Below are 12,538 nucleotides of genomic sequence, written 5' to 3' on the forward strand. Positions count from 1 at the left end.
GTAGCGCATCCGAACGGGGTACGAGTCCGGAAGGAGTGACGAACCGTTCGCCACCTCCATGACCGGAAGGACGTGAGATGGGCCGTATCGAGGCCGTGGAGCACTCCTTCGCCGCCTGCCCGCTCCCGGCGGGCCCCGGCCCCTCGGCGGCCGGGGCCGGGGCCGTCGACACGGACGTGGTCGGCGCCGTCCTGCGTACGGCGCGGGCGGTCCTGGCGGAACGGGTCGCCCAGGCCTCGGAGATCGACGCCTCGTTCTCCGGGGAGCTGGCCGGGCGGGTCGCCGCCTTCACACTGGACGGCGGCAAGCGCATGCGCCCCCGGCTCCTCTGGTGGGGAATGCGGGCCTGCGGTGCGGCGGACGCCGGGTCCACCGCCGCCGCGCTGCGGCTGGGGGTCGCGCTGGAGCTCATCCAGAGCTGTGCGCTGATCCACGACGACGTGATGGACCGCTCGCGGCTGCGCCGGGGCAAGCCCGCCGTGCACATCGGGCTCGCCACCCGGGCGGGGCTCTCGCCGGACTCGGAGCGGGGTTCCGCCTTCGGCACCTCCGCCGCCGTGCTGGCCGGGGATCTCGCGCTCGTCTGGGCGGACGACACCGTGGCGGAGACGGCGCTGCCCGCTCCCGTACGACGGCGGATCGGGACCATCTGGCGCGCGATGCGGACCGAGATGGTCGCCGGGCAGTACCTGGACCTGCACGGCCAGGCCACCGGAGGTTCCTCGGCGGCGGGGGCGCTGCGGACCGCCTGTCTGAAGAGCGCCCTGTACTCCGTGGAGCGGCCCCTGGCGATCGGGGCCGCCCTGGCCGGTGCCGACGAGCGCACCACGGCCGCACTGTGCTCGGCCGGCCGGTGCGCGGGCCTCGCCTTCCAGCTCCGGGACGATCTGCTCGGGGTCTTCGGCGACCCGGGACTGACCGGGAAGCCGTCCGGGGACGACATCCGCGAGGGCAAGCCGACCTATCTCCTGGCCGTCGCCCGTACGCGGGCCGAGGCCGCGGGCGACGAAGGGGCGCTGGCCGTCCTCGGCCGGGCCGTCGGCAACCCCGACCTGACCGAGGACGATCTCGCGGACGTACGCGGTGTCTTCGAGGCGACCGGGGCACACGCCCATGTGGAGCGGAAGGCGGAGCGCCTGCGCGACCAGGCCGTACGCCGCCTGGGTGAGGCCGTCGACGTGGAGGCGCACGGTGGCCGTCAGCTGCTCGGCCTGCTGCACACGGTCTCCGGGGACCGGTCCGACGGCTCCCCCGATCCCGCCACCGCCACCGCGACCGCGACCGCGACCGCAGACGAAACGCGCGGGCACCACGGGCGGGCGACGAAAGCCCGCGTACTGACCGCGACCGAAGGAGGAAGCACCAGGTGATCACGGTCAAGGGCCCCGTCGACCATGTGGTGGTGGTCGGCGCCGGTCTGGCGGGGCTGGCCGCGACGCTCCATCTCCTCGGCGCGGGCCGCCGGGTCACCGTGGTCGAGCGGGACCCCGGGCCCGGTGGCCGGGCCGGGCTGCTGGAGTCGGGCGGCTTCCGTATCGACACCGGCCCGACCGTGCTGACCATGCCGGACCTGGTGGACGAGGCGTTCGCCGCGGTCGGGGACCGGCTGGCCGACCGGCTGGAGCTGATCCCGCTGGACCCCGCCTACCGGGCCCGGTTCGCCGACGGGAGCCAGTTGGACGTGCACACCGACGGGGCCGCGATGGAGGCGGCGGTCGAGCGGTTCGCGGGCGCCCGGCAGGCGGTCGGCTACCGGCGGCTGCGCAGATGGCTGGAGCGCCTGTACCACGTGCAGATGCGCCGCTTCATCGACGCCAACTTCGACTCACCGTTCCAGCTCGCCCATCCCGACCTCGTCCGGCTCGCCGCCCTCGGCGGTTTCGGCCGGCTCGACGCGCGGATCGGGCACTTCGTCTCGGACGAACGGCTGCGCCGGGTCTTCTCGTTCCAGGCGCTGTACGCGGGCGTCCCGCCGGCCCGGGCGCTCGCCGCGTACGCGGTCATCGCCTACATGGACACGGTGGCCGGGGTGTACTTCCCCAAGGGCGGGATGCACGCACTGCCGCGGGCGCTGGCGGACTCGGCGGCCGAGGCGGGCGCCGCCTTCCGGTACGGGCAGTCCGTGACCCGGCTGGAGCGTTCGGGTGACCGGGTCACCGCCGTCGTCACCAACCAGGAGCGCATCCCCTGCGACGCGGTGGTGCTCACCCCCGACCTCCCCATCGCCTACCGGCTGCTGGGCCGCAGCCCCCACCGGCCGCTCCCCCTGCGCCACTCCCCGTCGGCGGTGATCCTGCACGCGGGCACGGACCGCACCTGGCCTGATCTGGCGCACCACACCATCTCCTTCGGCGCGGCCTGGAAGAGCACCTTCCGCGAACTGACCCGTACCGGAGAGCTGATGTCGGACCCCTCGCTCCTCATCACCCGGCCCACCGCGACCGACCCCTCCCTCGCCCCGCCGGGCAAGCACCTCCACTACGTGCTGGCACCCTGCCCCAACACCGAGACCGGGCCGGGGGTACGGGAGTGGCGGGAGCTGGGGCCCCGCTACCGGGACGAGCTGCTGGCCGAGCTGGAGCGCCGCGAGATGCCCGGTCTCGGTGCGGCGATCGAGGAGGAGGGGCTGGTCACGCCGGTCGACTGGACCGCGCAGGGGCATGCGGCGGGCACCCCGTTCTCCGTGGCCCACACCTTCCCCCAGACCGGCCCGTTCCGCCCGCGCAACCTGGTGCGGGGCACGGCCAACGCCGTCCTCGCGGGGTGCGGCACCACGCCCGGCGTCGGCGTGCCGACCGTGCTGATCTCCGGGAAGCTGGCGGCGGAGAGGATCACCGGCCCCCGTACCGACTGGAGAGGCACCGCCGCATGACCGTCCGTGAACTCGACGCCGCAGGTATCCGTGAACCCGCACTCCGCGCGGCGTACACCCGCTGCCGGGAGCTCAACGCGCGCCACGGCAGGACGTACTTCCTCGCCACCCGGCTGCTTCCGGTGGACCGGCGCCCGGCCGTCCACGCGCTGTACGGCTTCGCCCGCCATGCCGACGACATCGTGGACGATCTCGACTCCTCGGCCGCCCCCGGGGAGCGCGCCCGCGCCCTGCTCGCGCTGGAGGCCCAGTTGGCGGAGGGGCTGCGGCGGGACCGGGCCACCGAGCCGGTGATCCGCGCGCTCGCCGACACCGTACGGCGTTACGGGATCGACCACCGGCACTTCGCGGCGTTCCTGTCGTCCATGCGCAGCGATCTGACGGTCGGCGGGTACGCCTCGTACGAGGAGCTCGGCCGGTATATGCACGGCTCGGCCGCGGTGATCGGCCTCCAGATGCTCCCGGTGCTCGGGACGGTGGGGCCGCGCGAGGAGGCCGCTCCGCATGCGGCCGCGCTCGGTGTCGCCTTCCAGCTCACCAACTTCCTGCGGGATGTGGGCGAGGACCTGGACCGGGGCCGGCTCTATCTCCCGGCCGAGCTGCTGGCCGCGCACGGGGTGGACCGGGAGCGCTTCGAATGGAGCCGGAGCACGGGGGCGCGGGACGGGCGGATCACCGATGTCCTGCGGGCCGCCGCGTCCCACAACCGGGCCGTGTACCGGGACGCCCTGCCCGGGGTCGCGATGCTCGATCCGGTGTCGCGGCCGTGCATCCGTACGGCGTTCGTGCTGTACAGCGGCATTCTCGACGCGATCGAGGCCGACGGGTACGCGGTCCTGCACCGACGGGCGGTCGTCCCGCGCCGACGACGGGCCGCCGTGGCGCTGGACGGGCTGGTACGGGCGGTCGCCGTACGCGCGGGGAGGAGGAGGCTGCGCCGGGGAGCGGTCGAGGCAGGGGCGTACGTCTCCGAGCCGTCCCGGCCACGGGTGGTGGACCGCACCGCAACCCCCGTACGGGAGGAGGCGGTATGAGCCCGGCGGCAGGACGTCCCCGCCCCGGCCGTGTTCCGTTGCGGCTGCGGCGGGCGCCCGTCCCGTGGGAGCGGCAGGCGCCCACGTGGCGGGAGGCGAAACCGGGGCTCATCGCGGACGCCCTCAAGCGCGCGCAGGGCCGTCCGTCCGGCAACTGGTACGTCGTCGGCGCCTCGCGTGCCCTCCCTCCCGGGCGGACCCTCGGGGTGACGGTCGCCGCCACCGAAGTGGTCGCGTGGCGGGACGGCGAGGGGAGGCTCCGCGCGGGTCCGGGGGCCTGCCCGCACCTGGGGGCGCCGCTGCGCGACAGCCCTGTCCGCTGCGGGACGCTGGTCTGCCACTGGCACGGACTGGCCCTGGACGGTGGCCCGTTCGCCGGATGGGAGCCGTATCCGGCCTTCGACGACGGGGTGCTGCTCTGGGTACGGCTCGATGCGGTGGGCGGCGAGACGCCTTCGGAGCGGCCGTACGTTCCGGTCCGGCCGAAGGTCCGGGACGCCGTGGAGGCGGTCTACTCGGGCGTCGGCCGCTGCGAGCCGGAGGACGTAGTGGCCAACCGGCTCGACCCGTGGCACGGGGCATGGTTCCACCCGTACTCGTTCGTGGACCTGACCGTCACTGGAACGCCCTCGGACGGCGCGGAGGGCGACCCGGCGGACGACGACGGGTTCACCGTCGATGTGTCCTTCAAGGTGGCGGGCCGTCTGGTGGTGCCGGTCCGGGCGCGGTTCACGGCACCCGAGCCCCGTACGGTCGTCATGCACATCGTCGCGGGCGAGGGCGCGGGGTCCGTGGTGGAGACGCATGCCACTCCCCTGGCCCCTGACGCGCACGGCAGGCCGCGCACCGCCGTGACGGAGGCGCTGGTCGCGGCGTCGGACCGGCGCGGTTTCGCGGTGGCCCGGGCGGCCGCTCCGCTGCTGCGGCCCCTGATGCGTGCCTCGGCGGGCCGGTTGTGGCGGGATGACCTGGCGTACGCGGAGAGGCGCTGGGAGCTGCGCGACAGCGGGCGGTTCCCGGGCTAGGGCCTGTCGTCAAACTGCCGTCGTCGCCCGAAGGGCGGCCGCCGCGCTCCTTGCCTCCCCCGGCAGCTCTCCCCGGTCAGTCGGCCCCCAGGGCCGCGAGCCGGCGCAGGGCGGCCGAGCGGCCCGTGCGCGGGACGGTCCAGAGCGTCTGCCCGCGTACGCCCCATCGCTCCAGCAGGGCGTTCGCGGCGAGGAATCCGCTGGTGGCCGCGCGTTCCATCAGCGCCACCGGCAGCCCGGTGCGGACCATGTCACCGGCCACGGTGACGGCGGGGTCGGGGCTGCGGACGCCCGGCCGGTCCGCGTAGCCGCCCACGGGGAACATCGGGCAGTCCGCCCGCCATTCGTGGCGCTCGTCGAGGATGCGGGCGCTCCGCGTCTCAGGGTAGATGCGGTGCAGTTGCCGCAGCACCTCGCTCTGGACGGCTCCCCGGTCCGCGTCGGGTGCGACGGCGTACGCGTGCAGTTCGACGACCGAGCCCCTGGTGCGCCGGGCCCAGCGGGCGGCCTCGCCCTCCCAGCGGTCCAGGACGCTCACGTTGTCCAGCGGACCGTAGCCGCTGGTGCCCAGGAAGCCCGGCCGGTCGTACGCCACCGGCCGGTCGAGCCAGAGCCGTGAGACCAGGAACGGCGGGGCGGTGCGCAGCCGTTCGACGCGGGCGCGCCAGTCGGCGTCGCCCAGCTCGGGGGAGGCGGCGACGACCCGGCGCAGGCCGCCGCTGTCCAGGGCGAGGACGAGGGCGTCGTACCGCGTGGTGCGGTCGTCGGTGGTGAGGTCGAGCCCGCCGTCCGGCAGCGGCCGCACCTGCCGGACCGGTGTCTGTGTCCGTACGTGGACGCCATGGCCTTCCAGGTAGCGGCGGAGGGGATCCCAGAGGGCGGTGGGGAACGGCTCGTCGGGGACGTCGAAGAGCAGGCCCTCGCTGGAGCCGAGGAAGTAGATGTGGAACATCAACACCAGCTCGGCGGCCGACAGTTCGCGCGGGTCGGCGAAGAAGCTGCGGGAGAACACCTCGAAGGCCAGGTGGTGGGCGGCTTCGGGGAATCGGATGCCGGAGAGGAAGTCGTGGGCGCTGGTGGAGTCGAGCCGGTCGTAGACCTCGGGGACGCGTACGTCGAGCAGCGGCAGGGCGGCGCGCGGGTTCATCCGGGCCAGGTCGCGCGGGGTGAAGGTGGGGCTGAGTGCGACGAATCCCAGGGCGCTGAGGGGCGGGGTGCGCGGGACCCGGGCGAAGCTGTCGTGGAGGCCGGAGCTGTGCCGGAGGGGGTAGTCGGGCAGCCGGGTCAGCGAGTCGAGGCCCGGGTCGACCCGGCGGAGCAGGCCGCGGAGGTTGTAGTACTGCCGGAAGAAGGCGTGGAAGCCGCGGCTCATGGTGACGGTGGTGCCGTCGGCGAGTTCGGTCGGCCACCCCGACAGCCGTCCGCCCAGGCTCCGTTCGCGCTCGTGGAGGGTGACGCGTACGCCGCGCTCGGCCAGCAGGGTGGCCGCCGCGATCCCGGCGATGCCGCCGCCCACGACCGCTGCCGTGGGGGCTTCCTGCCGTGTGAACCGGGTGCGGCCGTCCGGGGCCGGCACCACGGCCGCCTGCCGGTCGCGGCCGCGACGGTGGCCCGTTCCCGTGTCCCGCAGGAACATCACGCTCCCTCCCCCGCGCGGCCGACGAACGTGTGGGTGATGCCGGTCTGCCAGCCGGGCAGCGGGAGGACACGTACGTCGGAGAATCCGGCGCGGCGCAGCCGGGCGGCGAAGGCGGGTGCCGTGTCGAACTCGGTCACGCTGCACCGGAGATGGCGGTAGAGCTCGACGTCCCCGGTGAGCCGTCCGGCGGGCTGGATGATCGTGGCGCAGACCGCGTTCCACACCGCACGGTGGAGCAGGGACCCTCCGAGTGTGTACTCATGCACGGCGAGGCGGCCGCCCGGGGCGAGTACATGGCGTACGAGGTCGAGCACCTTGTCGGGGTCGGCGAGGTTGCGGAAGAGGTATCCGGCGAACACCGCGTCGTAGAAGTCGGGTTGCAGCCGTCCGGCCAGCTCCTCGACCGGGGCGTGCACGAAGTCGACGCCTGCCGGCCAGGCCTTCGCCGCCGCCCGCTCCAGCATGCCCGCGGACGCGTCGACGCCGGTGATCCGGGCGTGCGGGGCGGCGGCGAGGAGCGCGGCCGTGGAGGCACCCGTACCGCATCCCAGGTCGAGCACGCGCAGCCCGCGTCCACCGTCCGGCAGCCCCAACCGGCGTGCGGATCGGCGGAGATGGGCGTGGTAGCCGGGGCTGGCCGCGACGAGGCGGTCGTAGGCGGCGGAGCCGTGGTCGAAGGCTGCGGACAGTGCGTCGCCGCGCAACAGGGTCATGGGGTGCTCTCTTCGTGGCCGGTCGGTGGTCGTGGTGAGGAGGAGGGCGGGGGCGGTTCGCGTCTTGCCCTGAAGGGGAGTTCGGCGACGGTCCGCAGCATCGGGACGACCGGTGTGCGCAGGCCGATCAGCAGGTCCTCGTGGATCCGCGAACTGCCGTCCAGGAAGCGGAGCAGCCGTTCGCCGGGGACGCCCCGGAAGAGGCGGGTGAAGAAATCGGCTCCCGCCACCCGGCCGCTGTCCAGCGCCCGCAGCATGACGGCGTCCATCGCGCGCGGCCACGCCCCGTACGGCGCGGGTATCCGCATCCCGTGTCCGGCGCGCAGTTGAGCGGCGATGGCCCTGCTCTGGCGCTGCACGGCCGCGAAGGTGTAGCCGGTGGAGGGGCGGGTGGCGCCTCCGGCGGTGCCGATGCGGAACACCGACTGCCCTGCGCGGGACGGGAAGTGACCATCCGTCATGGGGATGACACCGCGCTCCTGCGCCGTGACCCGGAACTCCCCGATCTCCAGGACCTCTTGGGTGTAGTGGCGCAGGGCGCGCAGGTAGCCCTCGGGTTCCAGCGGGGCGGGCGAGAACTCGGTGTACTCGACCAAGGCGGTGTGCGGGCCGAGGGGCAGGACGTAGCCGAACGAGAGCCCTCGCGCGGGCTGCGGTGTACGGAAGTCCATCAGGTCGGCGGTCGCCGGGTCGAAGGCCGGGCGGTCGGTGCGGACGAACCAGCCCATGAAGTGCTGGAGCAGGGTGGTGCGGGCGGGCGGCAGGCGGTGGGGCGGGCGGGAGTCGAAGATCCGGCGGGCGCGCAGGAGGAGGGGTTCGCCCCGCGTGTCGTGGGCGAGGACTTCGCCGCCGCCGTCGGGTGTGTCGCGTACGGCGGTCACCGTAGCTTCGATCCGGCGGAACCCCGGCGCACGGGAGAGCCGCCGGTCTGCCAGGGCTTCGAAGGCGTCGGACCGCAGCATTTTGTAGCGGAAGGGAGAGGGCCGGATCACCGTGGCCGCCCCGTCGGCCGCCCGCACCCGTAGCTGTGACCAGGACGCGGCGAGGGCGGAGTCGTAGTCGCCGCCCGGCGGCTCCCAGAAGCACCAGGTGCGCGGCGGCGGCCTCAAGGGTCCCGGCGGGGCGTCGACGAGGACGACCGACAGCGGTACGGCGCCGCCCGGCGCGCACAGCCGGTACGCCAGGCTCAGCCCGGCCGCTCCGGCGCCCACGATGACGACGTCGGGGTCAGGCACGGCTTCCCTCTCGGTTGGCTGGGGACGGGTTCTTCCGGCCGGACGGGGACGGGTTCTTCCGGCCGGACGGGGACGGACTCTTCCGGCTGGGCGGGGACGGATCCTTCCGGCCGGACGGGCATGGGGTCCTCCCCGGCTGGGCGGGTACCGCATCCTTCCGCACCGGGGGGCCGGACGGATGCACGCGACGCGCCCGCGCGCCACTGGAATGCGGAAACCCGGCCACCGGAATCCCGGCCACTGGAAACCCGGTCGCTGGAAACCTGGTCGCCGGAAACCCGGCAACCGGCTAGCCGGCGGTGTGGTCCGGGTGGCCCTGAGTGCGGCGGGCTTCCTTCATCTCGGCCTCGTACAGATGGTCGCGACCCTCGGCCAGTTCGCCCCGGATCTCCTGCTCGACCGTCCGGAAGGCTTCGTAGTACGTGGAGTTGTACTCCTCGACGATCTGGAAGGTCCAGTGGCCGGGGATGACGTTGCGGCCCAGGATCTCCCGCTCGACCCGGTCGGCCTGGGCCCCGTGCCCGGCCTCGCGGAGCAGCCGCACCGCGTCGTCGAGGCTGAGGTCGGCGCTGCCGGTGAGCTGGTGGAACGTGTAGAGGGCGCCCCGGGCACGCTCGGTGGTCTCCAGCGCCTTCGAGAGGGCACCGAGCGCTTCGACGGTGGTGTCGGTGACACCTTCGGGGCGCTGGTGCCGTGGGTCGGGCGGCCGGGTTTCGGCGTTCATGGATCTCCTGGTCGGCATGCGGCATCCGAGCGGTGGTTCGCTCCCCACCTTCCTCGTCAGGGGCTCAGCACACCTGCCGGGGGCTCCACCCGGACCAAGGGATCCCCACCCTCCCTCAACACTCTCCAACATTCCCTATCGTTCCTTCAACAGGGTTGTTTTCGGTACAGTCCGGCGTATGGAGAGCGCGGAACGTGAGCTGTACTCGATCGGTGAGGTGGCCGAGCGGCTGGGTCTGCATGTGCGGACCGTTCGGAACTACGTGCGGGACGGGCGGCTCAAGGCCGTCCGGATCGGCAAGCAGTACCGGATCAGCCGCGAGGACTTCGAGGCCCTGACCAGCCGCCCGTCCACCGACGCGCCTTCCGGTGATCCCGGCGGGCGGGGGCATCTGGAGGTGTCGAGCATCGTGCAGGTCGACGGGGTCGGCCCCGACGCCGCACACCGGCTGAGCACCTTCGTCACCGCGAGCGCGCAGTCCCCCCGGGACGCGCGGGAGCCTCTGCGCGTCCAGACGGTCTACGACAGGGAGCGGGCCCGCATGAAGATCGTGATCCTCGGCGGCGCCGCCGACACCGCCGAGCTGCTGCATCTGGTCGACGGTCTGCTGGGCCCGGACAACGGCATGTTCACCACCGACGGCGGACAGGAGACGCACCGTGCCTGACCTGCTGATGGAGCACCACGGGACACCGGTCCTGGCCTGCGGCCCCGAGGGCCCCACGATCGCCACCGTGCAGGACGCGCTCGATCATCTGATCGGCCCGGCCTTCCAGGGTGCGGAGGTGGTCGCGGTCCCGGCGGAACGGCTGGACGACCGCTTCTTCGACCTGAGCACCGGGGTCGCCGGCGGGATCCTCCAGAAGTTCTCCAACTACCGGCTGCGGCTGGTCGTCGTCGGGGACATCACCCGCCATCTGACGGCGAGCGCCGCCCTGCCCGACCTGGTCCGCGAGGCCAACCGGGGCCGGGACATCTGGTTCGTGGCCGATCTGGACGCCCTGGCCGCCCGTCTGGCCCAACCGTGATCGGACACCCCGCAGCGGGGTGCCCGGTGACGGCCCCTCGGCCGCGCTCGGCGTCCACCACCCGCACGGACGCGTGTGCTCCCCGCCGGGCGGGGCACTCGACGGCCATGACTGTTCTGCGCAGAGTCGCCCGGCCCTTGCTGGCCTCGATGTTCATCAGCGGCGGATACGGCGCGGTGCGCGACCCCGCGCGCCTGGTCCCCGTCGCGGAGCCCGTAACCGATCGTGTCACCGCCCTGCTCGCGCCCCGGACCTCCCTGTGGCCGGAGGATCCCGCGAGCCTCGTACGCCTCAACGGTGCCGTGCAGCTCGGCGCCGGACTCCTGCTCGCGCTGGGGCGTACGCCGCGACTGGCGTCGGCGGCCCTCGCCGCGACCCTGGTGCCGACGACCCTGGCGGCCCACCGGTACTGGACGATCGAGGACCCCGAGAAGCGCGCGGCCCAGCGGGTCCAGTTCCTCAAGAACGCGTCCCTGCTCGGCGGACTCCTCATCGCCGCCGCCGACACCCACGGCAAGCCCTCGCTCGCCTACCGCGCCCGCAGTGCGGCGGGCCACGCCTCCCACGCCGTCACCCGTCAGGTGCATGCGGCGACAGGCAGCGCCGTGGACGGCATCGCGGGCGCCGTCGAAACGACCCGCAAGCATCTGTAAGAACCCGTAGGCGTCTGCCCTGGTCCTCCCCGCCATCCCGGCACGGACCCGCGCATGGTTCAGACGGCCCGCAGTCGGCCGGGCGACCGGCCGCGCAGCCGGTCGACGGCCTGTGCCGTGCTCTCGTCCGCCGGGAGGAGGACGATCAACTGCTGTTCGTCGGAGGGAAGTTCGAGGACCTCGCGGACCAACTCCAGTTCGCATCCGGACGGGTGGTTGAGGCGGAGGGGCCCCCTCCTCGGGATCACATGGCCGTTGAGGCGGCGGGTGAAGTCGGGGCCGGCGAGGGGGGCGAGCTCCGCGGTGAACCACTCGAAGCTCTCGGACGAGGGCCCGCGCCACAGGTCGAAGGCCCGCTCGTCCGCGACCTCGTCCCAGTCGGCGAAGAACCCCCGGGCCCGGGGGTCGGTGAAGACGTAACGGGTGAGGTTGGGCGGGTCGGCGTCGAGCAGCCCGGTGCCCCTCGTCACCGCTTCGAAGCCGTCGGTCCGGGCGAGGAGGTCGCCCAGCCGGTTGGTCACCACGGCGATGCCCGGTTCGAGGAGACCGAGCGTCTCCAGGACGGACGGCCGGACCTCGCGGCGCGGCGGCGCGGACCGGGTGTGCGCGGTGCATTCGCCGCCGGTGATCTTCGACAGATAGCGCAGGTGCTCGCGCTCCGACGGGTCCAGACCGAGCGCGTCGGCCAGGGCCTGCACCACCGCCACCGAAGGATTGCGGTCACGGCCCTGCTCCAGGCGGGTCAGGTACTCGACGCTGACGCCCGCCCGCACGGCAAGGTCGGAGCGCCGCAGCCCCGGCGCCCGGCGGCGCCCCCAGTCCGGCAGCCCCAACGACTCCGGCTGCACGCTGTCGCGCCTCGCACGGATGAAATCCCCCAATGGCGAACCCATGCCGCGAGGATACGACGCGGTTCCGGGATGGCGGGAGCGCTCAGGGTGGCCCTGCGGGGGCCAGTCTGACCACGGCCTGGTGGGAACCCACGCCCTGGCCGGACCGTGGTGGCCATGGACAACAAGCACAAGCTCGTGATCATCATCGGAAGCGTCCGCGAGGGCCGGTTCGGCCCGACCGTGGCCTCCTGGGTCGCCGGACAGGCGGATACGCATGGCGCCTTCGACGTGACCGTGGTCGATCTGGCCGACATCGACATCCCGTTGCCCCTGCCCGCCGCGTCACCCATGTTCGCCGGTGACGACTACCCCCGCCCCGCCGGAATGGCGGCGCTGACCTCGGCCCTGGAGGAGGCCGACGCGTTCGTCATCGTCACGCCGGAGTACAACCACAGCTACCCCGCCTCCCTCAAGGCGGCCATCGACTGGCATTTCACCCAGTGGACGGCCAAGCCCGTCGCGTTCGTCAGCTACGGCGGCGCGGCAGGCGGCCGGCACGCGGCCCTGCACCTGGAGAACGTCCTCACCGAGTTGCACGCGGTGACCATCCGCGAGTGCCTCGCCTTCCCGAACTACTTCATCACCTGGCAGGACGGCAGCCCCCTCGATCCCGAGACCCCGGGGTACGCCAAGGCGCTGTTCGACCAGCTGGACTGGTGGGCGACCGCACTTCGCTCGGCGCGCCACGCGGCGCCGTTCCCCTCCTGAGTACGGGGCCTGCC

Annotated in this window: 13 protein-coding genes; 8 read left to right on the forward strand and 5 right to left on the reverse strand. The window is 73.6% G+C overall.

Annotation, left to right across the window (positions count from 1 at the left end; all coding sequences use genetic code 11):
* Positions 1-77: 77 nt before the first annotated feature.
* Genes ACFW9Z_RS23030 through ACFW9Z_RS23045 form a run of 4 tightly spaced genes read left to right on the forward strand, consistent with a single transcriptional unit; the run spans position 78 to position 4,931 of the window.
* On the forward strand, positions 78-1,370 hold the full coding sequence (locus ACFW9Z_RS23030) for a polyprenyl synthetase family protein (RefSeq protein WP_384643915.1): 1,293 nt from the start codon (positions 78-80) through the stop codon (positions 1,368-1,370).
* Positions 1,367-2,872: a phytoene desaturase gene (locus tag ACFW9Z_RS23035; RefSeq protein WP_384643917.1), complete on the forward strand. Its 1,506-nt coding sequence runs from the start codon at positions 1,367-1,369 to the stop codon at positions 2,870-2,872. Before ACFW9Z_RS23030 ends, ACFW9Z_RS23035 begins: the two co-directional genes overlap by 4 nt.
* Entirely contained in the window at positions 2,869-3,906 is a 1,038-nt protein-coding gene (locus ACFW9Z_RS23040) for a phytoene/squalene synthase family protein (protein WP_384643919.1), read from the forward strand. The genes ACFW9Z_RS23035 and ACFW9Z_RS23040 overlap by 4 nt, the downstream gene beginning before the upstream one ends.
* Positions 3,903-4,931, forward strand: a complete 1,029-nt coding sequence (locus ACFW9Z_RS23045; RefSeq protein WP_384643921.1) for a DUF5914 domain-containing protein — start codon at positions 3,903-3,905, stop codon at positions 4,929-4,931. Before ACFW9Z_RS23040 ends, ACFW9Z_RS23045 begins: the two co-directional genes overlap by 4 nt.
* Positions 4,932-5,007: 76 nt before the next feature.
* On the opposite strand, the gene ACFW9Z_RS23050 is transcribed toward ACFW9Z_RS23045, so the two are convergent.
* The 4 genes from ACFW9Z_RS23050 to ACFW9Z_RS23065 form a co-directional block, all read right to left on the reverse strand.
* Positions 5,008-6,567, reverse strand: coding sequence for an FAD-dependent oxidoreductase (locus tag ACFW9Z_RS23050; RefSeq protein ID WP_384643923.1), 1,560 nt, complete (start codon positions 6,565-6,567; stop codon positions 5,008-5,010).
* Positions 6,567-7,283 (reverse strand): class I SAM-dependent methyltransferase, encoded by a 717-nt coding sequence (locus ACFW9Z_RS23055; protein ID WP_384643925.1) that lies wholly within the window; start codon positions 7,281-7,283, stop codon positions 6,567-6,569. Before ACFW9Z_RS23055 ends, ACFW9Z_RS23050 begins: the two co-directional genes overlap by 1 nt.
* A complete protein-coding gene (locus ACFW9Z_RS23060) occupies positions 7,280-8,518 on the reverse strand; it encodes a lycopene cyclase family protein (protein ID WP_384643927.1) in 1,239 nt (412 codons plus the stop codon). Before ACFW9Z_RS23060 ends, ACFW9Z_RS23055 begins: the two co-directional genes overlap by 4 nt.
* A 289-nt stretch (positions 8,519-8,807) precedes the next feature.
* Positions 8,808-9,242 (reverse strand): hypothetical protein, encoded by a 435-nt coding sequence (locus tag ACFW9Z_RS23065; protein WP_384643929.1) that lies wholly within the window; start codon positions 9,240-9,242, stop codon positions 8,808-8,810.
* Positions 9,243-9,420: 178 nt separating this feature from the next.
* Here ACFW9Z_RS23065 and ACFW9Z_RS23070 point away from each other — a divergent pair, with 178 nt between their 5' ends.
* The 3 genes from ACFW9Z_RS23070 (at position 9,421) to ACFW9Z_RS23080 (ending at position 10,923) form a co-directional block, all read left to right on the forward strand.
* Complete coding sequence (locus tag ACFW9Z_RS23070; RefSeq protein WP_384643931.1) at positions 9,421-9,909, forward strand: helix-turn-helix domain-containing protein; 489 nt, start codon at positions 9,421-9,423, stop codon at positions 9,907-9,909.
* Positions 9,902-10,270 carry a DUF4180 domain-containing protein gene (locus ACFW9Z_RS23075; RefSeq protein WP_384643933.1) on the forward strand — a complete coding sequence of 123 codons (369 nt, stop codon included), beginning with the start codon at positions 9,902-9,904 and terminating at the stop codon, positions 10,268-10,270. The genes ACFW9Z_RS23070 and ACFW9Z_RS23075 overlap by 8 nt, the downstream gene beginning before the upstream one ends.
* Before the next feature lie 107 nt (positions 10,271-10,377).
* Positions 10,378-10,923 carry a DoxX family membrane protein gene (locus tag ACFW9Z_RS23080; RefSeq protein ID WP_384643934.1) on the forward strand — a complete coding sequence of 182 codons (546 nt, stop codon included), beginning with the start codon at positions 10,378-10,380 and terminating at the stop codon, positions 10,921-10,923.
* 59 nt (positions 10,924-10,982) lie between these two features.
* On the opposite strand, the gene ACFW9Z_RS23085 is transcribed toward ACFW9Z_RS23080, so the two are convergent.
* Entirely contained in the window at positions 10,983-11,816 is an 834-nt protein-coding gene (locus ACFW9Z_RS23085) for a helix-turn-helix domain-containing protein (RefSeq protein ID WP_384643936.1), read from the reverse strand.
* Between the two features lie 114 nt (positions 11,817-11,930).
* Here ACFW9Z_RS23085 and ACFW9Z_RS23090 point away from each other — a divergent pair, with 114 nt between their 5' ends.
* On the forward strand, positions 11,931-12,524 hold the full coding sequence (locus ACFW9Z_RS23090) for an NADPH-dependent FMN reductase (protein ID WP_384643938.1): 594 nt from the start codon (positions 11,931-11,933) through the stop codon (positions 12,522-12,524).
* The last annotated feature ends 14 nt before the right edge of the window (positions 12,525-12,538 follow it).

Source organism: Streptomyces sp. NPDC059452, from assembly GCF_042750035.1.
Lineage (GTDB): Bacteria > Actinomycetota > Actinomycetes > Streptomycetales > Streptomycetaceae > Streptomyces.